Annotated in this window: 26 protein-coding genes; 19 read left to right on the plus strand and 7 right to left on the minus strand. The window is 40.7% G+C overall.

The window, feature by feature from the left end:
- Positions 1–101 precede the first annotated feature (101 nt).
- Both HNR53_RS09315 and bluB read left to right on the plus strand, forming a co-directional pair.
- On the plus strand, positions 102–551 hold the full coding sequence (locus HNR53_RS09315; RefSeq protein ID WP_184525193.1) for a V4R domain-containing protein: 450 nt from the start codon (positions 102–104) through the stop codon (positions 549–551).
- Between the two features lie 179 nt (positions 552–730).
- Complete coding sequence (gene bluB, locus HNR53_RS09320) at positions 731–1,378, plus strand: 5,6-dimethylbenzimidazole synthase (RefSeq protein WP_184525195.1); 648 nt, start codon at positions 731–733, stop codon at positions 1,376–1,378.
- Between the two features lie 65 nt (positions 1,379–1,443).
- Here bluB and HNR53_RS09325 read toward each other — a convergent pair whose 3' ends face one another.
- Positions 1,444–2,322 (minus strand): protein-glutamine gamma-glutamyltransferase, encoded by an 879-nt coding sequence (locus tag HNR53_RS09325; RefSeq protein WP_184525197.1) that lies wholly within the window; start codon positions 2,320–2,322, stop codon positions 1,444–1,446.
- Positions 2,323–2,491: 169 nt separating this feature from the next.
- Between HNR53_RS09325 and HNR53_RS09330 the strand changes: the two genes are divergently transcribed.
- The 4 genes from HNR53_RS09330 (at position 2,492) to HNR53_RS09345 (ending at position 5,585) form a co-directional block, all read left to right on the plus strand.
- Positions 2,492–2,752, plus strand: coding sequence for a DUF2621 family protein (locus HNR53_RS09330; protein ID WP_184525199.1), 261 nt, complete (start codon positions 2,492–2,494; stop codon positions 2,750–2,752).
- Between the two features lie 407 nt (positions 2,753–3,159).
- Positions 3,160–3,579, plus strand: coding sequence for a MaoC family dehydratase (locus HNR53_RS09335; RefSeq protein WP_184525201.1), 420 nt, complete (start codon positions 3,160–3,162; stop codon positions 3,577–3,579).
- A 13-nt stretch (positions 3,580–3,592) separates the two neighbouring features.
- Positions 3,593–4,891: an acetyl-CoA hydrolase/transferase family protein gene (locus tag HNR53_RS09340; protein WP_184525203.1), complete on the plus strand. Its 1,299-nt coding sequence runs from the start codon at positions 3,593–3,595 to the stop codon at positions 4,889–4,891.
- A 28-nt stretch (positions 4,892–4,919) separates the two neighbouring features.
- Entirely contained in the window at positions 4,920–5,585 is a 666-nt protein-coding gene (locus HNR53_RS09345; protein ID WP_184525205.1) for a DUF429 domain-containing protein, read from the plus strand.
- 63 nt (positions 5,586–5,648) lie between these two features.
- Here HNR53_RS09345 and HNR53_RS09350 read toward each other — a convergent pair whose 3' ends face one another.
- Together HNR53_RS09350 and HNR53_RS09355 are read right to left on the minus strand one after the other, a co-directional pair.
- A complete protein-coding gene (locus HNR53_RS09350) occupies positions 5,649–5,981 on the minus strand; it encodes a hypothetical protein (protein WP_184525207.1) in 333 nt (110 codons plus the stop codon).
- Between the two features lie 656 nt (positions 5,982–6,637).
- Positions 6,638–6,799, minus strand: a complete 162-nt coding sequence (locus tag HNR53_RS09355; RefSeq protein WP_184525209.1) for a hypothetical protein — start codon at positions 6,797–6,799, stop codon at positions 6,638–6,640.
- Positions 6,800–7,052: 253 nt separating this feature from the next.
- Between HNR53_RS09355 and HNR53_RS09360 the strand changes: the two genes are divergently transcribed.
- The gene (locus tag HNR53_RS09360) at positions 7,053–7,784 is read left to right on the plus strand and encodes a DsbA family oxidoreductase (RefSeq protein WP_184525211.1); all 732 of its coding nucleotides are present in this window, start codon (positions 7,053–7,055) and stop codon (positions 7,782–7,784) included.
- 74 nt (positions 7,785–7,858) lie between these two features.
- Here HNR53_RS09360 and HNR53_RS09365 read toward each other — a convergent pair whose 3' ends face one another.
- Positions 7,859–8,044 carry a hypothetical protein gene (locus HNR53_RS09365; RefSeq protein ID WP_184525213.1) on the minus strand — a complete coding sequence of 62 codons (186 nt, stop codon included), beginning with the start codon at positions 8,042–8,044 and terminating at the stop codon, positions 7,859–7,861.
- A gap of 392 nt (positions 8,045–8,436) precedes the next feature.
- Here HNR53_RS09365 and HNR53_RS09370 point away from each other — a divergent pair, with 392 nt between their 5' ends.
- A complete protein-coding gene (locus HNR53_RS09370) occupies positions 8,437–8,958 on the plus strand; it encodes a DoxX family protein (RefSeq protein WP_184525215.1) in 522 nt (173 codons plus the stop codon).
- Positions 8,959–9,134: 176 nt separating this feature from the next.
- Complete coding sequence (locus HNR53_RS09375; RefSeq protein ID WP_184525217.1) at positions 9,135–9,899, plus strand: MerR family transcriptional regulator; 765 nt, start codon at positions 9,135–9,137, stop codon at positions 9,897–9,899.
- Positions 9,900–10,006: 107 nt separating this feature from the next.
- Here HNR53_RS09375 and HNR53_RS09380 read toward each other — a convergent pair whose 3' ends face one another.
- The gene (locus HNR53_RS09380; RefSeq protein WP_184525219.1) at positions 10,007–10,465 is read right to left on the minus strand and encodes a hypothetical protein; all 459 of its coding nucleotides are present in this window, start codon (positions 10,463–10,465) and stop codon (positions 10,007–10,009) included.
- Between the two features lie 661 nt (positions 10,466–11,126).
- On the opposite strand from HNR53_RS09380, the gene HNR53_RS09385 reads away from it, so the two are divergent.
- The 5 genes from HNR53_RS09385 to HNR53_RS09405 all read left to right on the plus strand — a co-directional run bounded on the left by HNR53_RS09385 (position 11,127) and on the right by HNR53_RS09405 (position 14,835).
- Positions 11,127–11,948 (plus strand): arylamine N-acetyltransferase, encoded by an 822-nt coding sequence (locus HNR53_RS09385; protein WP_184525221.1) that lies wholly within the window; start codon positions 11,127–11,129, stop codon positions 11,946–11,948.
- 58 nt (positions 11,949–12,006) lie between these two features.
- A complete protein-coding gene (locus HNR53_RS09390; RefSeq protein WP_184525223.1) occupies positions 12,007–12,324 on the plus strand; it encodes a DUF3892 domain-containing protein in 318 nt (105 codons plus the stop codon).
- A 244-nt stretch (positions 12,325–12,568) separates the two neighbouring features.
- Positions 12,569–12,883, plus strand: a complete 315-nt coding sequence (locus HNR53_RS09395) for a DUF3870 domain-containing protein (protein WP_184525225.1) — start codon at positions 12,569–12,571, stop codon at positions 12,881–12,883.
- 131 nt (positions 12,884–13,014) lie between these two features.
- Positions 13,015–13,905, plus strand: coding sequence for a YitT family protein (locus HNR53_RS09400; protein ID WP_184525227.1), 891 nt, complete (start codon positions 13,015–13,017; stop codon positions 13,903–13,905).
- 135 nt (positions 13,906–14,040) lie between these two features.
- On the plus strand, positions 14,041–14,835 hold the full coding sequence (locus tag HNR53_RS09405) for an SDR family NAD(P)-dependent oxidoreductase (RefSeq protein WP_184525229.1): 795 nt from the start codon (positions 14,041–14,043) through the stop codon (positions 14,833–14,835).
- Between the two features lie 106 nt (positions 14,836–14,941).
- Here the strand turns inward: HNR53_RS09405 and HNR53_RS09410 are convergent, their stop codons facing one another.
- Positions 14,942–15,532, minus strand: a complete 591-nt coding sequence (locus tag HNR53_RS09410) for a guanylate kinase (RefSeq protein ID WP_184525231.1) — start codon at positions 15,530–15,532, stop codon at positions 14,942–14,944.
- A gap of 360 nt (positions 15,533–15,892) precedes the next feature.
- A complete protein-coding gene (locus tag HNR53_RS09415; protein WP_184525412.1) occupies positions 15,893–16,567 on the minus strand; it encodes a uracil-DNA glycosylase in 675 nt (224 codons plus the stop codon).
- A gap of 241 nt (positions 16,568–16,808) precedes the next feature.
- Between HNR53_RS09415 and HNR53_RS09420 the strand changes: the two genes are divergently transcribed.
- The 5 genes from HNR53_RS09420 to HNR53_RS09440 all read left to right on the plus strand — a co-directional run bounded on the left by HNR53_RS09420 (position 16,809) and on the right by HNR53_RS09440 (position 23,605).
- Positions 16,809–17,234 (plus strand): universal stress protein, encoded by a 426-nt coding sequence (locus HNR53_RS09420; protein ID WP_184525233.1) that lies wholly within the window; start codon positions 16,809–16,811, stop codon positions 17,232–17,234.
- Positions 17,235–17,607: 373 nt separating this feature from the next.
- Positions 17,608–17,910 carry a heterocycloanthracin/sonorensin family bacteriocin gene (locus tag HNR53_RS09425; protein ID WP_184525235.1) on the plus strand — a complete coding sequence of 101 codons (303 nt, stop codon included), beginning with the start codon at positions 17,608–17,610 and terminating at the stop codon, positions 17,908–17,910.
- A gap of 200 nt (positions 17,911–18,110) precedes the next feature.
- Positions 18,111–20,066 carry a putative thiazole-containing bacteriocin maturation protein gene (locus tag HNR53_RS09430; protein WP_184525237.1) on the plus strand — a complete coding sequence of 652 codons (1,956 nt, stop codon included), beginning with the start codon at positions 18,111–18,113 and terminating at the stop codon, positions 20,064–20,066.
- Entirely contained in the window at positions 20,063–22,009 is a 1,947-nt protein-coding gene (locus tag HNR53_RS09435) for a TOMM precursor leader peptide-binding protein (protein ID WP_184525239.1), read from the plus strand. The genes HNR53_RS09430 and HNR53_RS09435 overlap by 4 nt, the downstream gene beginning before the upstream one ends.
- Before the next feature lie 21 nt (positions 22,010–22,030).
- Entirely contained in the window at positions 22,031–23,605 is a 1,575-nt protein-coding gene (locus HNR53_RS09440; protein ID WP_184525241.1) for a SagB family peptide dehydrogenase, read from the plus strand.
- Positions 23,606–23,639 lie beyond the last annotated feature (34 nt).

Genomic DNA, 23,639 nt, shown 5'->3' on the forward strand with positions numbered 1-23,639 from the left:
ACAGTTAATTCTTTAGGGAAACTGTGATCTGAATCAAGTACAAAGAGGATTTATTCAGCGAAAATAGTTCTAAAGAATGAATTTTATAATGGAGGAAAAAAATGGGAGAATTTACTTTTGACGATATGAAAAAAATAAACCGCGATGAACTTGGTGAAATGGTCCCTCTTGAATTATTCCGGGCAATCCGCCTGATCGGAATGTACCAGGGACTGCCAATGAATGGAAAGAGTACCACCATAACTGTTGGACGAAAAATCGGCGAAAGCCTGCCAGTACAATCGTTAGAGGAATTGCTGGACTTCTTTATTCAATTGAAAATTGGCATGCCTGTTGTTGAAAAAAAATCAGAAAATGAGATGAGGGTGATTATGAAAGAGTGTTTCTGTAAGGGTATACCCGTCCAGAAAGGAAAACTGGTATGTGATTTAGAGGGGTCCATCTTAGAAGGGGCACTTATGAAAATGTGGCAGAGAGAAGTCCATATACGAGAGGTCAAATGTAATGTAAATGGTGATGAACATTGCGAATATAAGCTGATATTAAGCTGATATTAAGCTAAAATAATAACCGAGGATGATGGATGTTCTAAAAATGAGTGCGTCCATTTTTCATATACCTTAAATACCATTCTTTCTGATTATGGTAAAATGTAGAAGATGGGATGCGGTGGATGGATTATTATAAATTGCCAAATACCTTAAATTAGAGAGCAAGGTGGATATATTTCATGTTTTCGAATGAAGAAAGAGAAGCCATTTATAAAGTGATTCATAGAAGAAGAGACATTCGCAGCTTTCGGCCGGACCCGGTGTCGAAAGAGAAAATTGAGAGGATTTTGCTTGCAGCACATCATGGACCGTCTGTCGGCTTCATGCAGCCATGGAATTTTATTATCGTCACTTCCAAGACAATAAAAGAAAAATTAGCTTGGGCAGCTGATAAAGAAAGGCGTGCCTTGGCTATTCACTATGAAGAGAAAGAGGATAAAGAGGCAAAGTTTCTAAGTTTAAAAGTGGAAGGTCTGAAGGAGGCGCCGATTACGATTTGTGTAACATGCGATCCGACTAGAGGAGGTTCGCATGTACTGGGGAGGAACTCCATTCCGGAAACCGATATTTTATCAACTGCTTGTGCGATTCAGAACATGTGGCTCGCTGCCTGTGCAGAAGGACTCGCGATGGGGTGGGTCAGTTTTTACAAGAAAAATGATATCCGCAGCATTTTGGAAATCCCACCCTATATCGAACCGGTTGCACTGATGTCGCTTGGATATACAGATGAATATCCGGAAAAACCACTTTTGGAACTGGCAGGCTGGGAAAAAAGGCAGGATTTAGAACAACTGATATTTCGTAATCAATGGGAAGAAAAGTAAAGTTTGTTAAACTTACACGATTACATAAAATGGGTATAAACACCTTGAAACCACCCAACCCATTCTTATAACAGGAATGGGCTAGGGTGGATATTATTTTGTTGCATCATTGCCGTATTTAGATAGCGCTGATAACGTTCCAATGAAATGGAATTTTTATTATGGTGCATCACAAAATAAGGCATTTTATTACTTGTATCTCTTTGTGTAAACTTGGTTATGTTTGCCAGGTGGCTATAGGATGGTCTGGCTGCAGAATTCAGCATATAGGCGGAAATATTACTGCCTGGTTTTCTCATTTTATTTAAGTAATTAATAATTTCTTGACTTGTCATGATGCCAAGTCCATGGCCGAAAAACTTCCCATCTTCTAGTAGCACAGCATTTTCGCCTCTCCACCAGATGGTAGAAGGATCCACTTCCGGATTATTAAAATAGACAATATCTCCCGGCAAAAAGTGGCTTGTAGGAATAGGTTTTAAACCTAAATCAGGGTCATTGTGCCAGCTGTATAAATAAAGGTTTTGGAAATATCGATTAAATAATGTTTTTCCTATCGTAGTTAATACCGCATGATACAGGAGAATGACTTTTGCCGTAGCGCATTCGAAACCGTAAAGTGAACTGTTTTTATAGATATCTAGAATGGCTTCAGAAGGATAGACATCATCCCTGAGCAGGAATCCGCCAGCTCCTGTTAAGATCCAAAAGTTAGGATTACAGCGGGCAGTAGAAAAGATTTCAAAATCCACATCACTTTGATTCATCGCTCTTGAGCTTGCGATAATATTTTTCCTCAGTTTCAACTCAAACCTCAATTCCTCAATCGTTCGATATGGATAGACGATTGGATCATCTATCATGCCCTGGACAATTTTTCTTTCAACACTGCCGACTGGCCAGACGTCACTAGACGAGAACGGTCTCCCCAAAAGCTGTATCATATTATCCCTCATTCCAGGTGGTGATTCCTAGTATTACTACCTAGAATATTCGTGTATTTATGAATTGTGATCGAATTCCTGAAAGATAACAACATAATTATGGTGTTAAAACAGATAAATGTGTATACTAACTTTATGAGTTTCATAAATAAGGGAGGTAAAGAATAATATGGAATGGAACCAAGATGCAAAAGATTTATTGGAAGAGCTTGTCAAGCCAATTCCAGTATTTGCCCGACCGATGGCGAAAAAGAAAATTGAAGGGGTTATTTTAAAAGGTGTTGAAGGAAATGCTGTCACAAAGGATGACGTGATCAAAGGGTACATAATGGCCTCACCGGGGGATATGCAGGAACGCGCTGTTAAGATGCTGAAAGCGAAAAAAATCGATTTAACTCCATTTGAAGACGTGCTGCAGCAGGCAAAATAAAACGAGGGGAAGGACCCTCGTTTTTCTGTGAAAACATTGTGCATGTTGTAAAAGTATTGCTAATAATTCACATTTTATCTATGTTTTTACAACAGACTTTATATTATGCTAAGCATTGGAAAAGAAATGATTGCAGCAGAAGAAATACATATTTAATTTGAAGTTGTTGGCCTATTCTTGTAGGTAAACAACTTCTTTTTTGTTCGACTTTTTCAAAAAGACGGGCACGAAAAGTCTCCTTTAAAAACTATCTTTTAAAGAACCAAAAAGTTTAGTTAAAATTAACAATATTCGGCAAATTTCTTGTAATATAGATATATATAGATCCAAAAGTTGTAATTTGCCGTCCGTAATGGCTGCAGTGTATGAAGGGAAAATCAAATAACGGAAAAGGGAGTGGTACTAAAATGCAAAAAGAACTTACGTACGAAGATATTCTCATTGGAGATACTGCGGTTTTTTCAAAAACGATTTCTGAATTTGATATTTATTCATTTGCCGGAATTACTGGTGACTTTAACCCGATGCATATTGATGAAACATTTGCTGATTCTACGATTTTCAAGGATCGCATAGCACACGGGCTTTTATCCGGCAGCTTTATTTCAACCGTTCTTGGAATGAAACTGCCTGGACCTAATTCAATTTATCTATCTCAAACTTTTAAATTTACGGCACCCGTCAAGATTGGAGATACAGTGAAAGCGGTCGTTGAAGTCATCGAAAAACGAGATGACAAAAAATTGATTAAATTAAAAACACAAGTATTCAATCAGCATAAAGTTTTGGCCGTAGACGGCGAAGCGTTGGTGATGAAGAAATATTGAGGGTTGGTGTAAAATGGAAAAACGATTTCAGCAGTGGATAAAAGTGAAAAGAAAACAACCGGAGGAACTGCTCTCCCTTATACAAGATGGAGATGATTTAATCATTCCGATTGCTAATGGGGAGCCTCATGTATTAATGGATACGCTGGAGCAGCATTGCGATATGTTTCAGAATGTTCGGATACATCAAATGCACCCTGCGAAAGAACGGGAGTATATCCAGGGGAAACGGAAGCCGTCCCTTACACATGTGTCATATTTTTTAAGCGGACCTTCGCGAAAGGCTTATTTACAGGGGCAGTGTGATTTGATTCCAAATCACTTCCACCAGGTTCCGCGAATTTTAAGGGAATCGACGAAAACCTCTCTTGTTGCGGCTGCTGCATCGCCGATGGATGAGCATGGGTACTTTTCTCTGGGGACGCAGGCTGATTACACGGCATCGTTTATTGGAAAGGTTCCCTTTTTTCTCGAAGTAAATAAACAGATGCCACGCACATTCGGTGAGAATCAGATTCATATTAGTCAAATTGAAGGATATATTAATGTTGATTACCCTATAAAAGAAATTGCCATTCCACATGTGACAGAAAAAGATCAAAAAATCGGCTCGTTTATTGTAGAACAGATTGAAGATGGCGCAACACTTCAAGCCGGAATTGGGGGTATTCCCAATGCGGTGATCAGTTTATTAGGATCGCATAAAAACCTTGGTATCCACACAGAACTGGTTTCCGACGGGGTGATTGATCTCGTGGAATCAGGAGTGGTAACAGGAAGTGAAAAGAAAACCTATCCAGGAAAAATTGTGACAACCTTTGCCTTAGGGACAAAGCGTCTTTATGATTTTCTTGATGGAAACCCTGCGGTAGAATTCCTTCCAGTTGAAATCGTGAATGACCCGCGGGAAATTGCTAAGGAAGAAAAAATCATTTCGATTAATGCTACAACGGAAGTAGATTTCTACGGGCAATGTGCTTCGGAAACGATTGGCGGCAGCTACTACAGTTCATCAGGCGGTCAGGCTGATTTTGCTCAAGGAGTGCGCCTTGCAAAAAATGGAAAAGGTTTTATCTGCCTGCATTCTACAGCGAAAAATGGCACCGTTTCAAGAATCCATCCGTACCTCAGCCCTGGTTCGGTCGTGACAACCTCTAAAAATGATGTTGATCGAATTGTTACGGAGTACGGCGTCGCCGAATTACGCGGCAAGAGTATTGCGCAGCGTACAGCTGCGCTGATTCATATTGCCCACCCGAAATTCCGGGAGGAACTGACCTTCGAAGCCAAACGGCTCGGTTTTCTTTATTAATCAGGCATTTTTGGGGAGAAGTTTACTGATGAAAATAATTGGAATTGATTTATCAGGACCTGCCAATGCAAAGGATACCGTTATGACGGTTTTCTCTATAGAAAAAGGAAGACTTATTTTTGAGGAAACGATTACCAATGCTAGTGATAGCATGATCCTGACAGCGATAGTTAGAATTGCCAAAAACGACGAAGCAGTCATTGGATTGGATGCACCGCTGTCCTATCAGGATGGAGGAGGGGACAGACCCCAGGATAAAAGCATTCGTCAATTTATCAAAGGTTTTGGGCTAGTTGGCGGTTCGATCATGCCGCCTACATTAACCAAAATGGTCTACCTGTCTCTTCGCGGTATTGGCTTAACGAGGACCATGATGATGCATCATTTACTAGGAAAAGTCCGCATTGTTGAAGTCCATCCAGGTGCAGCAATTGGAACACGGATTGGTCCAGAAAATCTGTATCACGCGCGAAATTACAAAAAAGAAGAAGCACAACCATCAAGAAACGTCATTTTCAACTGGTTGCAAACAGTTGGACTTCAAGGTCTGCCGCAAGAAATCAGCGGCACATCCCATCAGATTGATTCGTGTGCAGCAGCTCTGGCCGCTTGGCACTGGGCTGATCCAGATAAGCAGCCTGCTTGGCTTTGGTCCGAGACATCGCCGGAACATCCTTTTGAATTTTGCTGTTAAGCTGCCCCATACCAAAGGACAAGTATCTGCTTCAATGCATGAGCGATACTTGTCCTTTTCTCGTTAATGAATCATATTGGATAGATGGTATTGTTTAAAAAAAGAAATCGCATCCTGAGCATTGCTGATATTGGATTTTTTGCAAAGCTCAGCATATTTCAACGTTTTATTAGATAGTGGTTCATCCTTATTTATCGTCAAGTCGTAGATAATAAGGGTGTTGATTACGGGCTGTGGGATATTGATTTCGCTGAGTTTATCAATAATTTCAGAATTTACTTGCGGGGAAGGTAAATATTTTTCAACTTCTTTCAAAATTTCCGCCGTCGAATATACCTCCAAATATTGCACTAATCGTCTCTCTTTTTCCTTTAACACACTAGTGGTACTTAACATATCCTTTTCACCATCCTAATAATTGCTTCTACTAAATTCGGATCCTTCCTTTGCAAATGCCGCAGTGATTAGGTACTCAGGTTGTAGAGAATCCAAGGGTAACGTAATGGAGAGTACGGTTTAAGCTTTTATGTCTCAATTTCATTTGTTGTTGTATTTCCCTTGGTTCATCAGTGAAATGTAACATGGCGGATGTAGGAGTAATGGAAATGGATTCATCGTATGATCATGATGGGCAAGATGATAACTGTTTGATAGTGAGAAGTTTCTCTTTCTGTGAGGATAACATAAGTATAGCGGATCGTAATTAAAAATACTGTCGATCAATCCATCAATCTCCATTTTAATAAAAATGTTATATTCTCGTTACAAAAGAAAAATATCTTTGAAACAAGGAAAGCTTTTCTGTGAATAATCACCAAGCTATTACCATTTTACAACAAAAAGTTGACTAGTTATTTGACAAATTTACAAATTTTGTATAAAGCACAATGGGATTCCGATTGTTATACGAAATTCGCTGCCAATAATCTTATGAATACACGATGATCGACCGTCTTGCTGAATTGGCGGCACCCCGCCTGTAGTCCATTTATCTAACTAAACAGGGATAAAAAGTTTCAGGCACCATCTAGTATATAGATGACGCCTAAGGCTCAAACCAATCTGCCTCCAGCTCCAGTAGATTTATCCGTATCCCCGCCATTATTATCCTTCTCATTATTAACCCCGCGGGGTTGTCGCGGTCCGCCAATATATTCACTCTTTTGTGCTAGCTGCACCTTTTCAAACATATTTTCATCATGTGTTTTTGCCATTCTGAAACCCCATTTCAACAGTAATCTTTACATGTTTAAGATACGCGCAGCGTTTGACTTTATTCGTTTAACTTTATTAAAATTGCCGTACCCGGGCACTAATTCGGGTACAAATTTGACGGGGCAAATATGAAAAGTTCTTATTGATATTTGATAGACTGTCAAAACTAAATAGTGAGTCCAAGGTTGAGCATCAAATAATAAAAGATTCCATTTTTCATGTTAGGATGGAAAAGTGAAAGGAGTGTTGAACATGAAAATAGAGGTATGGTCGGACTATGTATGTCCATTTTGCTATATTGGAAAAAGAAGACTAGATATGGCGCTTTCCGGGTTTTCCCAGCGCGGTCAGGTAGAAGTAGTATATAAAAGTTTCGAGCTCGATCCGAATGCGCCAAAGGAAGCGCAGCAAAGTATCCACGAAATGCTCGCACAAAAATATAGCATGACTGTCGAGCAGGCTAAGGAGGCCAATGAAAATGTCGGCAAACAGGCTGAAACAGTCGGTTTAACATATCATTTCGATGAAATGAAGCCATCTAACACCTTCGATGCCCACAGGCTGACGAAGTATGCGAAAACTCTTGGCAAGGATACGGAAATCACTGAAGCTCTTTTACATGCCTATTTTACTGAATCGAAACATTTATCGAATGAAGAGACATTAGCCGAGATTGCTGAAACCGTTGGAATTGACCGGGCGAAAGCCTTGGAAATCGTGAAAGATAAACATGCCTATGCTCAGGATGTCCGCCATGATCAAACCGAAGCGCAAAGCATTGGGGTTAGGGGGGTGCCATTTTTTGTTATTAATAAAAAATATGCCATTTCCGGTGCACAGCCAATCGAGACCTTTATCAATGCCCTCCAGCAGGTTTGGCAGGAAGAAAATCAGACACCAGTATTAAAACCGTTGTCCGCAAACAGTTCAGACGGGACCGTTTGCACAGATGAGTCGTGTATCATCCCACAAGAAGACAAATAATATGCAAAAAAATAAAAGCTGCAAATCTGCAGCTTTTATTTTTCATTAAGTTGTCTAGTATGCAATAGATTGCATTACTTACTAAACATTGCTGTAATTCCTTTATAGATTAGGAATAGGGAGAATACTAAAACTGATAATACGCCAATAATATCAGTTATTGGAACGATACTAGCCAGGAAAGTATCTTCTAACGGAATATTCATTAAGGCAAGACCCGCTAAAAGACCGGCTAACATTAAAAGGATTAAACGATCCATTTTTTCAACCTCCTTTCCATACATTCTATGAACAAGCTGAAGGGAGGTTATGATAATAATAATGGTTTTAAAAAAATGTACTTATACAAATTTATAAGCCCATCTAAATGGTGTAATCGATTGTAATGATCGAATATTACATGGATATCTTCTTTCGGTGAGAAAAGTTGCTGGGCTTAGTATCAGAGACAAAAATTTATATAGCACAGGCAAATACAAGGGTTATTCAGAACCAGGCAGCTGTTTCTAGGGAGGGTGTTCATCAAACCGCCAAAACTTTTCTTCAGAAATGTGAATAATGCACTGAATTAAGGACTTTTAAATTCGAGAATGTTAATCTCTATATATAGAAATTACCTACTTTATACTCATGATGAAGGGAAGAGGTTCGTTTGATTAACAAATGGTGGAGAAACAGTAACATTGCAGCAGGACTTATTACAATTATCAGGCTCTATTTAGGTGTTAGTTTTCTAACAGCAGGTTGGGGGAAAATCTCAGGCGGACAATTTGATGCGAGCGGTTTTCTTGCCAATGCAATCAAAAATCCAGTATTGGGTCCGGATGGAAATGCCGTATTTGCTCCATTTACTGCCTTTTTAAAAAGCTTTGCTTTACCAAATGTGGAACTGTTCAATGTCATGGTCCCTTGGGGAGAATTTTTCGTCGGCTTAGGTCTTATTTTAGGATGTTTTACTACTGTAGCAGCAATTTGTGGAATGCTGATGAACTTTTCGTTCATGATGGCTGGGACAGTATCCCACAGCCCTCAAGATATTTTCATAGAATTTTTAATTATCACTGCCGGTATTAATGCAGGAAAATATGGACTAGATCGTTTTGTGCTGCCATATTTACGCAAGTTAATGAAAAAAGAAAATGGAAAAGAAATTCAAAAAGGCTCGGCAGCATAAAAAACTTATCCAGACAGTCCTGTCAAACGATGGGACTGTTTTTTCTCCAAGAACAATATAAGAAAAAGCACTTAAAATATATGTTTAATAAAAAACTTTTCTTATTTTTTATTCTTTCTCTTGACCTTGACGCTGCGTAAAGCCTTAAGATGGAATCGTCAGGAAGGTGAAGTAAATTGGAGTACACAGTGAACAAATTGGCGCATATGTCCGGTGTCAGCGGGCGTACACTTCGCTATTATGATGAAATCGGGCTTCTTAAACCGGCAAGAATTAATTCATCCGGATATCGAATTTATGGTCAGAAAGAAGTGGATCGGCTGCAGCTAATTTTATTTTACCGTGAATTGGAGCTTAGTCTCGAGGAAATAGCAGACATCATCCATCAGCCAAACTTCAATGAAATAGAGGCGTTAGAGAATCATTACGCAGAACTGATGAAAAAACGAGCTCATCTTGACAAAATCATTGCCACCGTCAAAATGACGATTATCAGTAAAAAGGGAGGAAGGATCATGGGGGACAAAGATAAATTTGCCGCTTTTAAGGAAAAAATGATCGAGGAAAACGAGCAGAAATATGGCAAAGAAATCCGTGAAAAATACGGGCATGAAACGGTTAAGACCAGCAATGCTAAACTAATGGGGATGTCTCAAGAAGACTTCGAGGTCATGACCAAAATAGGAGAAGAGATCTTCACCCTCCTGGAAAAAGCCTATACGACTGGTGACCCGGCATCAGATGTGGCACAGGAGCTTGCAGCAAAACATAAAGAGTGGCTGATGTATTCTTGGACAAAGTATTCTCCGGAAGCGCATGCAGGTCTTGCTGAAATGTACATTGCCGACGAACGCTTCACGGCATACTACGACAAAGCAGTCAAAGGTGGTACCGGATTTCTCCGTGATGCGATTCTGATTTATACCGGGCAGAAACGATAAAGAATTTGTAAGTAAATGACTGGAGTTTCACTCTGGTCCTTTTTTCTGATTGGAATGATTACATGACAAGAACTGCTGCAGACCTGCTAGCAATGGAAACTATTCACTCAGCCTTGATACATTCCAAGAATTTTTTTGATGACAAACCCTATCATAAGTCCAGGGAGCACAAACAGCATCGGCAAAAACACGGGTCCTAGTAAGAACCCAAACAGCCTCAAACTTGCAGAATACATCACTCCCACCGTAACGAAATATGCCGCAAAAACAAATGGAAAAAAAGCATAGGGAGACTTGCCGCCGCCAGCTTCTTTATATGCGTCCCACATTGCATAAAAATAAAAACAAGGATAAAACATCAACCATTGATAATCCGCAATTTCAATAGAAGTATGAATATCCCCATTAAAACTAAAGCGTATGATTTCATTAAAATGAGACTGTACGTTGAAGAAAATTTCGCAAACAATAAATAGCAGCCCTTTAAGAAACTTTCCATTTAATAGCTGACCGAAGCCCGGCAAGGCGATGGACCAGAATAATTTTTCAATTGCATTCTTATTCACTACAGCAACCCGCTTTTTCTTTAAAATTAATTTATCATTATTGTCCCATCGTATTTAATTATCTATTCATTTGCCGGAATGATAATAAAGGTATGAAAATCCATTCGCCAACTGAGAATTTTTCCCCTATGAAAGCTGAGCCTAGTATCTGCTATCGAGGGTTTTATTATTGTTAGGATGCAATTTCTTTACAATTATTTATAAACAGTAAATGGTACATTTACAAACACCTGCTATGATAAATGTGAAAAGACACTAGACAATCCATTTTATCCGAAAAGGACTTCTGGATTCTGTAAGTTTTCTCCAACTTGTAAGGGTAAACAGGCTTTTCATGTTATAGGGGGGAACAAATGTTAACAAATAAGAAAAGATTTCAATTGATTTGCTTCACACTGATCTCCACAATTTTACTCATCTTTCAACCCTATGAACTTACTTTCAAAAATGCTGCTACTGACAACGGAACATTAACATCGTCAGGTTCCATTGCGCAGGACAGCAGGATTCAACAACATGAACTTCAGAATAGATATAATGAATAAATCTCATATGGACCCTTTTCAAGGTTCTTTTTTTTTATTGAAAGATTAATGTATCATGTTTTCAGGATTTTTACGTTAAAATTAAAAGGAGGAATTTCATTGGAGGGAGTAATGAAGTGGAAAAATTTATCAAAGAGTTAACTGAACTCGGATTACAGCAGGGGCTGCATACTCCGGAGCAGGCTGCTATTGTCTTATGCAAATTTGCGGAAACATTTCCTTTTGAAAATTTAGATGTGTTAAATCAAATAGAGGCTGAAATCACGCCGGAATTTTTACAAGAAAAACTTTTACAAAGCAGTCGCGGCGGTCTTTGCTATGAAATTAACTCCCTATTATATCTTATATTAAAGCAGCTAAAGTTTAATGTTTCCATTGGAATAGGAACCGTCAACAAAGAGGGAAATTGGGCAACAGACAGAACACACGCGATGGTTCTGCTTACGATGAATGATAAAAAATATATTGCAGATGGAGGGTACGGAAACCGGCTGGCGCTTTATCCGCTGGAGCTTGATGGCAGTATCGTCACTTCACCTGCAGGCAGCTTCAGACTGCGTACGGTGAAAACCGAAAAAGGTTCCATTGCACTGGAGATGCAAAATCAACGAGGGGATTGGGATGTTCATTACGCATTTGATTGGAACCCTGAACCATGGCAAGAGCTGAATCGAATCAAACAGGATATCCATCATCATGCAAATTCAGGTTTTAATAAAAAACCTTTAATTGCCTCTGTATTTCGGAACGGCACACAATCGATAAACGAAGAACGCCTTTCCCGCAAATGGAGCGATGGGAGGGAAGAAGAAATGGTCTTCCAAACAAAAGATGACTTCTTTAAAACCATTCGCTCTTTTTATACGGCTTCTCTTACAAACGAGGCCGAAAAAGTATTAAAAAAACTGTATCATGACGAATGGAATACCAAAAATTAGCAGACATATCCCTCACTTGAACTCCTTAAACTAATTATATCTTTAATGAGGTGATAAAATGGATACGAAAGATTATAACGCCATTTATAATGCATACCGGCAGCAGGCACAGGAGCAAGCTGTCTCAGAAGCAAATCTTGATCAAGATACGAACGGTAAAGAAAAAATCACTGCTGTTCGGAAAAATGATGAGGGGGATATCATTGCTTTTAAAACAGAATCCGGCAAAGAATTAGATTATGTAACAGCACTTCAGGAAGCGAAAGCGGGGAAGTTAGCACATGTGGATGTGTTTCACAAATATGGCAGAGACATCATTCGCAGCGAACCTGACGGGATAAAGGATAATAATCTGGATAATCTGCCGGATTTTTAATAATCCGGGAAAACAATTTGGGTAGGAGCCAGTAAACGTTGAAGAAACAGCGAACGTTTACTGGCTTTTTTGTCTAGTACAGATGTAGAAAGAGAGCAAATATAGGGGAAATTGGATGAAATGCATTTATAATATTAAAAATTTTCAAATAAATATAAGGAAAATAGAGGGATTTCAATGATGAATTTTGAATTATTATATTAAAAGAACAGCCATGTGTACAAAATATAGAGGAGAATGAAAAATGAACACCTATTTAATTGCAGGATATGCTAAACTTCCACAGGGAATGGCAGCTAAAAATATAGATGAATCGATGACCATCACACTAGAATTGGAATTTAAGTACGGGGTCATTATTGATGCAGTTTGCACGCTTGAAACAGAATCCGAGCGGGATTATATCCAAAGACTGCTGCGCGGATACTGTTTACGGGATGGAATTGCCGGTCTTATTGAGCGGGTTCAGACCCATTACCGCGGGAAAGAGGGACACGCCGTTGAAGCAGCGCTAATGGACGCCTATTCACAATTTGAAACCGTACCGATGAGAAGATAAAATGCCTTACGGAATAGATTGTTTAAGTAAAACCTTCTGCTGAAATAATCTGAGTCAGACTCATTCCTTGTTAAATCGACAAAAAATGCGATATAATTACAGAAGTGTCACTTTTTAGGGGAGGAATGTGAATGAATCAAACAGCAGCTGGGGCAGCGAAAGCAGTGCATAAAAAATTAACAGTCAGAAGTGTAATCAAGAGGGGATTATTTATTACACTCGGTGCAGCCATCATGGCCTACGGCTTAGAAGCCATCCTAATTCCAAATGAAATGATTGACGGAGGGGTAACGGGTTTATCGATGATTTTATCCAGTATTACACCCATCAATCTTAGTATCTTTCTTGTATTATTAAACTTGCCATTCTTTTTCTTAGGGTACAAACAGATCGGAAAAACTTTTGCCGTCAGTATGTTATATGGCATTATCGCCTTATCTATTGCGACATCTTTATTACATCATATAGAACCGCTTGTACATGATACTTTACTGGCTGTTGTTTTCGGAGGTTTAACCCTTGGGGTAGGGGTTGGATTAACGATTAGAAACGGCGGGGTCTTGGACGGGACGGAAACATTGGCGCTTTTAATTGAGAAAAGACTTCCATTTTCTGTCGGTGAAATCATCATGGTTGTGAACGTGATTATTTTCTCTGTTGCCGCCCTTGTTTTCGGATTAGAGCATGCTTTATTTTCTATGCTTACATACTATATTGCCTTTAAGACGATCGATGTTGTTGTCAAAGGTCTTGAAGATATGAAGTCCATGTATATTATCAGCGATCAAAATAAGGAAATTGCAGATGCGGTTTCCGAGAGACTGGGTCGTGGAGTTACTTTTTTACATGGTGAAGGTGCTTACAGCGGCGAAGATAAGCAGGTCATTCTTTGTGTCTTCACTAGATTAGAAGAAACGAAAATGAAGGATATCATCCGCGAGTTTGACCCGGGTGCCTTTATTATTTCTAATGATGTTGCGGAAGTACGCGGAGGACGGTTTAAGAAGAAAGATATCCATTAACGAAAATGGAAATCTGAGACTATTTCCTGTGAAAAAAGAAGCTGATTTCCTGTGAAGAATTGGAACTCAGCTTCTTTTTTCTAGCCGGTGCTCCAATACCTTATCTTAAAAATTCTATGAAGGGATGATTCATAAATGAAATTAAATTTAACGGGGAAAAATGCCATTGTAACGGGGGGAAGTGCTGGAATTGGCTTAGCCTGCGCCAAAGCATTAGTGCTTGAAGGAGCAAATGTTATCATTGTTGGCAGAGATAAAACTAGATTGGAAAAGGCTGAGCATGAACTGAAACATATTGCGGGAAAGAATCAACCGGTTTTATCAATCAGTGAAGATTTAACCGATTCAACTGCTGCGGAAAGAATCACCATGATAGCAAAAGAACAATTTAGCGGTATCGATATTTTAATCAATAATGCCGGTTCGGCCCGTGCAGGTTCATTCTGGGAATTAAGCGATCAGGATTTTATCGATGCGTGGAGTTTAAAATTGTTAGGATATATCCGCATGGTTAAAGCAATTGGGACCGTCATGATCAATCAGCGCTCCGGGAGAATTCTCAATATCATCGGTACAGGCGGAAAAAATCCAAGTGCAACCTTCCTGCCAGGAGGAACCGCTAATGCCGCATTGATTAATTTTACAAAAGGAATTTCGAAGGAACTGGCTCAATATGGAGTCAGGATTAACGCCATATCGCCAGCTTTAACCGCGACAGAACGGGCGGTCAGCCTTGCAGGACAACGGGCTGAAGTGAAAGGGATCAGCATAGAGGAACAGATGGATCTGGAACACTCATCCATTCCTCTCGGTTCTATGATTCAGCCGGAGGAGATTGCCAGCATGGCGCTGCTGCTTGTCTCTGATGTCATTCCCTCCATAACTGGGTCAGAGATCATCATTGATGCCGGGATGACAAACGGATTATGATATTCATTTAATCGGTATGAATGAAAAAAGTTAAAAAGTCCCCATCATATAAATGATGAGGACTTTTTAACTTTTATTAACATTTCATATGCTCCGATCTCTTCTCTTAATAGTCTGTAATGATAATATCCCTTTCCAGAAATGCTTCAATGACTTCGCTAATCTTGTAGGAAACCTGCGGCAGATCATAATTTTCAAAGTCATGTTCACAAGAATTTTTATAAGCCATCGTTTCATCGTAGTGCGTTAAATGCCGCTCGATATCCGCATCATTATCCTGCCGTTCCTTTTGTCTTTGGATGACAGTATCACGGTCAGCATAAATGAAAAAGCGCATTACTCTTTCACCGTACATTTTTTTCAGTTTTTCCGTGCCTTCCGGATTTAATGTTAAATAAACAAGGTTATGATTTTCAAACGCCTTTACGATTTCCTCTTCACGAATCCCGTAATGAAACCCGTCAATTTCTACACTTTCAAGAAATTCCTCTTGTTCTTGCATTTTTAGATAGGATGCGTTGTCAACAAAATGGTAATCTCTTCCGTCTTTTTCATAGTGGCGGGGAGGTCGGGTGGTGTAAGAGAGGACAGTTTCCATATCAAACGCGGTAGCAACCATTTTCGCAATCGTTTTTCTTCCAGAGCCATCTGGACCAGTGTAAATAAAAATCTTTTCCTTTTCCTTAATTTGATACATTCGCAAGCCCCCATTTTCAAAGTTATTGCTGGATAAAAGATATCCAGGTTTGATATTACTTATACAGTAGATTTTTACCGTATCCCAGCAAAAATATGCTGTTATATATATTATAGCAAATTTTTGAAGATATTTCCCAGATTTTTCTGACATTTCAGTTATTAAATCATAAAAATTTCTTTATATACATCTTCAATTGTAAGAAATCTCTAATAAACCCTGCAAAACTTTCTATCATACTTTACTTATGTTCGTTATTACATTCGCATAAAATATTAACCAATACGAAGCGGTCATGCCGCTATGCTTCGTATTGGTCTTTATACCTTAACATCTTCAATGTTTTGCAACATTATTCCGTTATAGATTCGTAATCTGCCAGTTAATTTCTTCGCTCCTGATTTTCTGTAAAAAGGCATTTGTCCTTGAAAATGGCTTGCTGCCAAAGAATCCTTTATTTGCTGAAAAGGGGCTTGGATGCGGTGACTTAATAATGAAATGCTGCGGTGCAGTAATGAGCTGCTCCTTTTGTTGGGCAAAACGCCCCCATAGAATAAAAACAACTGGTTTTTCTCTTTCATTCAATCTTTCGATCACTTTATCGGTGAAATTTTCCCACCCCAAGGCTTTGTGAGAGTTTGGATTACCCGCACGAACGGTTAAGACAGCATTCAGCAATAGGACGCCCTGCTTTGTCCATTCTACTAAATAGCCGTGATTCGGAATAGAACATCCTAGATCGGCATGCAGTTCCTTATAAATATTTTGCAGCGAAGGAGGAATCGTTATCCCGGGTTTGACTGAAAAACTTAATCCATGTGCCTGTCCAGGACCGTGGTAGGGGTCCTGCCCGATGATCACAACCTTCGTGTCTTCATAGGATGTAAAATGCAGCGCATTATAAATATCAAACTTGTCCGGATAAATCACTTGTGACTGATATTCCTGCCAAAGAATTTTCCGCAGCTGTTGATAATACGTTTTTTCAAATTCCCCCTGAAGCAGAGGTGCCCAGTCATTTTTCAAAATAGCCATTACGATGCCCACGACCTTCCATTGTTGCTGTACATATTCATGATAAAAGTCTATTAAATAATCAGCAATAAAACAAGTATGGAAGGAAGTATACATATTTGCCCGAAAGCGTTTCAAATTCTGCTATATTTTTGTATAGTAAAAGTAGAAATGCTAATCACTTTGCCGTTATTTTAATCAGATTACCGCTTAAGTTTTTGCTAGAATAATAATGTATCTTTGTTTCGGGAGGCAATGTCTAGTGTATAATCGTATTTTGGTAGCCATTGATGGTTCAAAAATGAGTAATAAAGCTTTAAAATCTGCGTTGCAGATTGCGAAGGAGCGCTTTTCTAAAGTAGGAGTGATCCATGTTGAAAAAAATGTGATGATCTCTGAAAATATGACCACGGACTCGATAGATGAAATATATTCAAAAATCAATCATGAGGTGGATGCCCTGTTCGATGAGGCAAAGTCTCTCGCAGAAGATGAAGATTTAGAAATTGAAACTCATTATGTGATGGGCGATCCAGCGGTGCAAATCGTCAAAACAGCAGAACAGGGGAACTACCAGCTCATCGTAATGGGAAGCAGAGGATTAGGCGCCATAAAAGGAATCGTGATGGGAAGCGTCAGCTATAAAGTGTTGCAGCTTTCCCATTGCCCGGTATTAATTATTAAGTAAATACAGGTGAGGTCTTGTACATGGCTATGTCTGTTATGGAATGTGCGGGACCACGCCTGTTTTCAATTTTTATTATAATGTCTTCAAACCATTCCTATTATTCTCTTTGATTCCTTTCTTGAACTTATTTCCGCAATCCATAAAAAGGCCGTTTTTCAGCCCTCCACTTAGAACAATGACACTGTCCCAGAAAAATAGGCAGTGATATCAGGAACTAACCCTAATGAACATTCATATTTTGTTGAAGAGTGCATTCGCAGGTATTTCACCTATACCTGCGGCAATGACCCTCGTCCTATGACGGGACTATTTTTAGTGTTTCCATGTCATCTTGCCAATGGATCTAAATATAAATATGGAGGTATGAAATAAATTGTATAACTTTCAAAATGAACTGCAAATGTTAAATGTGGATAATTTTCAGGCTAGTGAGCCAATCACTTGGGACTATACTCAATACGGCACGGACGAAGAGCGGCAGTTTGGGCTTGGATTAGGTTTCACCTGTTTTAGTTGTTTCAATTGCTCTAACTGTTTCAATTGTTTTCGTTGCTCGAATTGTTTTAACTGCTCGAATTGTTTTCACTGTTCGAACTGTCATCGATGCAGCAGCTGCGGCGGACGTTGCGGAGGCGGCGGTCATCGATGTGGCGGAGGGCGCTGCGGCGGAATGTAGGACTCTTATTCCAGTCGATCAGATGAAGATGAAAGCTCATATAGTAAAGCCCTTGATTGACAAGGGCTTTTTTTCGAGGATGAATTTGGATCCGGACCATTTCACTCAGACATAAAGGACAAAATTCAGTACATAAAATGATAGTGGGAAATGACGCCATGAAAATGAGGACGAAGTTTTATGGTGCAGGAGGCTGTAGAATGAAAAATTTGACCCCTTTTATGAGGCTGAAAATGAAAAGAGACACCTTTTTTCTCCCGGATCCTGGTAGAGGTGTGTATTTCCGAAATAATACTCGTTCGTTCCAAATGAAAGGTCATTCCATCGATCAATGGGTTGAGAAACTGTTACCAATGTTTAATGGAAAGTATACAATGGAGAATTTAACAAACGGACTGCCGGAAGTGCATCGAAATCGGGTGTATGAAATTGCAGAAATACTATATCGAAATGGTTTTGTTCAGGATATAAGCAAGGACCTGCCGCACCAATTATCCGATCAGATTGTTGAAAAATTTGCTTCGCAAATAGAGTTTTTGCAAAATTCTGCCGAGTCGGGTGCTTACCGGTTTCAAACGTATCGCCAGGCTAAAGTGCTGGCTATCGGTTCAGGAGCATTTTTAGTTTCGTTGATTTCATCTTTGCTTGAATCCGGATTGTGTATGTTCCATGTGCTCATAACAAACGCTGTTCCGACAAATCGAAAGCGCATAGAAGAATTAGTGATCCATGCCCGGAAAACAGATTCAGAGGCAGAAATAAAGGAAATTGAGCCAAAGGATGGCAGGGAAAGTAATTGGTGCAGCCTAATTGAGCCGTACGATTTCATCTTATATGTATCGCAAACAGGGAATATAGAGGAACTACGGGTTCTTAATAAAATCTGCAGGGAAGAAGAGAAACTGTTGCTACCCGCCCTGTGTTTTCAGCAGGCAGGCATGGCCGGACCGCTTGTTCATCAAGATTCTGCAGCGTGCTTTGAATCTGCCTGGCGCAGCGTACATCAAACTGTGTTTCGGCAGGAGCACAGTGGTGAGAATTACTCACCTTCGGCTGGAGCGATGTTGGCCAATGTTATCGTGTTCGAATTATTTAAAAAGTTGTCGGGAGTATCTCAATTGAATCAGCAAAATCAATTTTTCCTGCTGGATTTGGAGACGTTGGAGGGAAACTGGCATTTATTCATGCCTCATCCATTAGTGACTGGACGTCTTAAATGCCAATGGGTGGAAGATTTCGATTTTCGTTTGAATCAGGAAGAGACCATAAGGGAGCCAACGGGTTTGCTAATGTATTTCAGCCAGCTTACATCAGCTGAGTCAGGGATTTTTCATGTTTTAGGGGAAGAAGATTTACAGCAGCTGCCTTTAGCACAGTGCCGTGTGCAAACTGTTGACCCGTTATCGGAGGGACCGGCTAATCTCCTGCCCGGCATGGTATGTAATGGCTTAACGCATCATGCTGCACGGAAAGAAGCAGGTCTTGCGGGGATTGAAGCATATATTACACGACTGGATGTTCATTTAATAAATACTCTTCCGCCACATCAGACAGGAAAGTTTGACATCGGAGAATCCCGGGAATATGTCGGTTTTGGTGCCGGCGAGACATTCGCAGAAGCTGTTTGCCGCGGCTTGCAGAAGTGTTTAACGGAGGAACTGAACAAGGGGATGTCTGAGGGGAAGAAGGTTGTTACACCCTTTGAAATAAGTGCTGTAGAGGATACGCACTGCCACTATTACCTACAGGTACTAACGACCATGGATGAAGCACCGATCATCGGCTTGGGTAGGAAAGTGTGCGGATTCCCTGTTGTATGGGTTGGAACGAAGGACCGATGGTATGGAAGTGCCGGTTTAACAACCACATTAGCCTTGCAAAAAGCTCTGAGAAATGCGCTGTTAAGCGAAAGTGACTCGATTGACGGGTGTTCATTGGAGCACTCGCATGTCTTTTTGGCAGAAACGGCAGTGGAATGTTTGGAAATCCGCAGCAGCGGGGACGCGGAGCCATCCAGTCTATTACAATCCGCCATGCAAGTCTTGGAACAGTCCCGCAAACAAATGCTGATTTTCGAAGTAGAAATGGACCCCATTTTAAAAAAGGAACGGTTATGTGTGTATGGTGTATGGCTGCGGGAGGTGGATTCACGATGAATGCAGTTATTACCGTTGTCGGAGAAGGATGGTTAGCGGATCACATGTGTGAAGCCTTAACTGCCCAATACAGCATATACCGCCAAATGGATTTCACTACAGAAATACCGAAACAGGCTGATTTAATATTAGTTTTGCATGATGGCTGGAATCCTGCGATTCATCAAAAGGCGGAAGAAGTGATACGTCCAAGCGGGATTCCATGGTTAAGGGGCTTTGTTTCATTTGGTGAAGGGATAATAGGACCGCTTGTCCGGACAGATGCACAGGGGTGTTCTCAATGTGCGGATCTAAGGCATCTGATGGCAGGACTGGACCGGAAAGAGAACTGGGACATTCAGCAGAGGATGGCAAGAGACGAAAAGTTTGAACGTGATCCATGGGCAGCGCGCACAGGGCTTTTACAGCTGGCATGTATCTTGGAAGAAGAGGTGCGAAGAATTATTCAAGGCCATGAGCATGGGAGACATGCAGAAGGAAGGGTATGTATCGTTAATCTGAAAACATTAAAAAGTTCATGGCATGTGTTTTTACCTGACCCTTTATGTCCTGTTTGCGGTAAAATCCCTGATGATTCGGCAAACAGGGCTGGAATCACCCTAAAACCCAGTCCAAAAATGGCAGGCAGTTTCCGCACGCGTTCCATAGAGGAATTAAAAACCTTTCTCGTAAACGACTATCTCGATCACCGGACTGGAGTTTTGAATGGAAAAATGGATGATCTGGTCCCGCCTTTTGCCGATGTTGCGGTCAATTTGCCATTATTCGCAGGGGATGAGGGAGTAGCAGGGAGAACACATTCCTATGCATTAAGCGAGTTAACAGCCATTTTGGAAGGATTGGAACGGACCTGCGGGATTTCCCCTCGAGGAAAACGGACAGTGGTATATGACAGCTACAATAATTTAAGTCAACAAGCGCTCAATCCTCTCAGGACAGGAGTTCACGCAAAGGAACAATATGAAAGGGGCGATTTTCCATTTCCGCCATTTGATCCTGATGCTCCGATAAAATGGGTATGGGGCTATTCGTTTTATCAAGAATGTCCCCTTTTGGTACCGGAACGGCTTGCCTATTACAGTCTTGAGTGCGGACAAGGATTTGTCTATGAAACTTCCAATGGCTGTGCCTTAGGAGGAAGTTTAGAAGAAAGTATTTTTTACGGGATTTTGGAGGTGGTGGAACGGGATTCATTCCTCATGGCATGGTATGCTGAGCTTCCTCTCCCGCGTCTTGATCCATATTCGGCAAACGACCCGGAATTAGAGGTGATGATCGAACGTGTACGAACAGTAGCGGGATATGAGTTGTATTTTTATAATTCGACAATGGAACACGGAATTCCAAGTGTTTGGGTTATAGCAAAAAATAGAAAACAAGTGGGGTTAAATCTCATCTGTGCCGCGGGAGCGCATCTGGATCCCGTTCGCGCGGCGAAAAGCGCTGTTCATGAGCTGGCGGGCATGATGCAAACCCTTGATGAAAAATTTGAAAAGGGCAGGGGGCAGTTTTTAAAGATGCTCGACGATTCTTCCTTAGTGCAGCAAATGGATGATCACGGCATGCTGTATGGTTTACCTCAAGCGGAAGAACGTTTGCAATTTTTGTTAGATGAAAATCGTCCCATGCAAACATTTGCGGAGTCCTTTAAGTGGAAGTCTAATCATAAAGATTTAACGGAAGATTTGCAGGAAATTCTGCAGAAGTTCCGGCAATTGAACTTCGAAGTCATTGTTGTGGAGCAATCAACGCCGGAAATAAAACGAAACGAACTATATTGCGTTAAAGTGCTAATCCCTGGAATGCTGCCCATGACATTTGGTCATCATCTAAGGAGGATAACAGGGCTGGAAAGGGTACTGCGGGTACCGGTAGAGCTTGGATATCGGAAACAGCCGCTTAAACCAGAACAGCTTAATCCATATCCACATCCGTTTCCATGAGAGCGAAGAGGAGAGCAAAAGATGAATCTGGATGAATTTTTACACAACCTTCATTTTGCCATTGATAAGGTAAGCCCGCCAGATTGGGAAGTGGATTGGAAAGATGCACCGCTGCCATATAAAATCTACCGCGGGCTGCCTTTTTTTTCATTATCTTTAGAAGTACCGTTGTCGCTGGAAGAATGGGAAGCCCCTGCAGCATCTGATCTGCGCAAAATCGGTCACTTTCTCTGGTATGTATATGGGATTACGCAATTTGCCGAGACGAAAGCGAGCTTCGCTGCTACGGAAAATGAAGAAGATGTTAACTATTCGTATCGGCGTTTTGCCCCCTCCGGCGGTGCGTTGTATCCGAATGAATTGTATATCTATTTGCACATAGAGAATGTACCTGCCGGCGTTTATCATTACGATGCAGCACATCATCGTTTAGTGTTAGTGCGGGAAGGCCATTTCGATTCCTATATAGAACGGGCTCTAGGACATCGATGTGAAGTATCGGCTTGTTTTGCCACTGTTTTTGTCTCGACCATGTTTTGGAAAAACTTTTATAAATACAATAACTTTGCCTACAGGCTGCAGGGATTGGATGCTGGGGTGCTGATTGGACAGCTGCTGGAAACAGCAAAACGCTTCGGCTTTGCTTCAGGAGTGTATTTCCAATTTCTTGATCGCGCGATCAATCATCTGCTCGGTCTTTCTGAAACGGAAGAAAGCGTTTATGCGATGATCCCGCTATCTGTGGAAGCAACTAATTGGGTTTCGCAAAAAAGCAGAGACCGAATGGATTCTGCTGCCGGACTGTGCCAGCAATTACCACCGATTCACAATGAGCACTTTGTTAAGTCACACAAAATCCACAAGTTTCCGCTGTTAATTAAGATGAATGAAGCAGCAATGTTGGATACCGTAGATGGATTGAAACAGATGGAGACGAGGGAAAAGACGATCGGAATGGCTTCAGTCATTAAGCTGCCATATGTAGAACGAATGTCGTACGATTTGGCTGAGGCATGCCGAAGACGCTATTCACCGGGAATGGATTTTATTCTAGGGAAAGTCAATCTAGTCCAGTTGGCTGCTCTGCTGCAGGAGGCAGCCGCTTCCTTCAATTATCGCAATGATCTAGATGAAAAACATCGAAAGCGAGAGCCGCGCGTCTCTCTGTATGGGTGCTTCCACAATATTGAAGGGATTCCCGATGGTGCTTATCATTATGATGGCGATAAGCATGTGTTACAGCAGATCCGTCTTGGTGATCATCGATTTCGATTGCAGTCTGGTCTGTCTGTCGGAAATGTGAATTTATTCCAAGTTCCGCTCTGCTTTCATGTTGCGGGGGATAATAATCATTATAAAGAGAAATTGGGTTTCAGAGGCTATCGCATTCAACAAATGGAGGCGGGGATGCTTGTACAAAGATTATTGCTGGCAGCGTCTGCTCTCGGGCTGGGCGGTCATCCGCTTCTGGGATTTGATGTGAAAGTGTGTGATGAACTATATCAAATGGAAGAAGCAGGTGAAACCAGTCTCATCCAAATTCCAATCGGGCACTTTAGGGAGCGGGCATGGTTAAAGGGAAGGATACAAACTTAAAAAAGCTACAAAAGCTGCCTCTTGAATGGAGATC

This window comes from Bacillus benzoevorans, assembly GCF_014207535.1.
Taxonomy (GTDB): domain Bacteria; phylum Bacillota; class Bacilli; order Bacillales; family Cytobacillaceae; genus Bacillus_BD; species Bacillus_BD benzoevorans.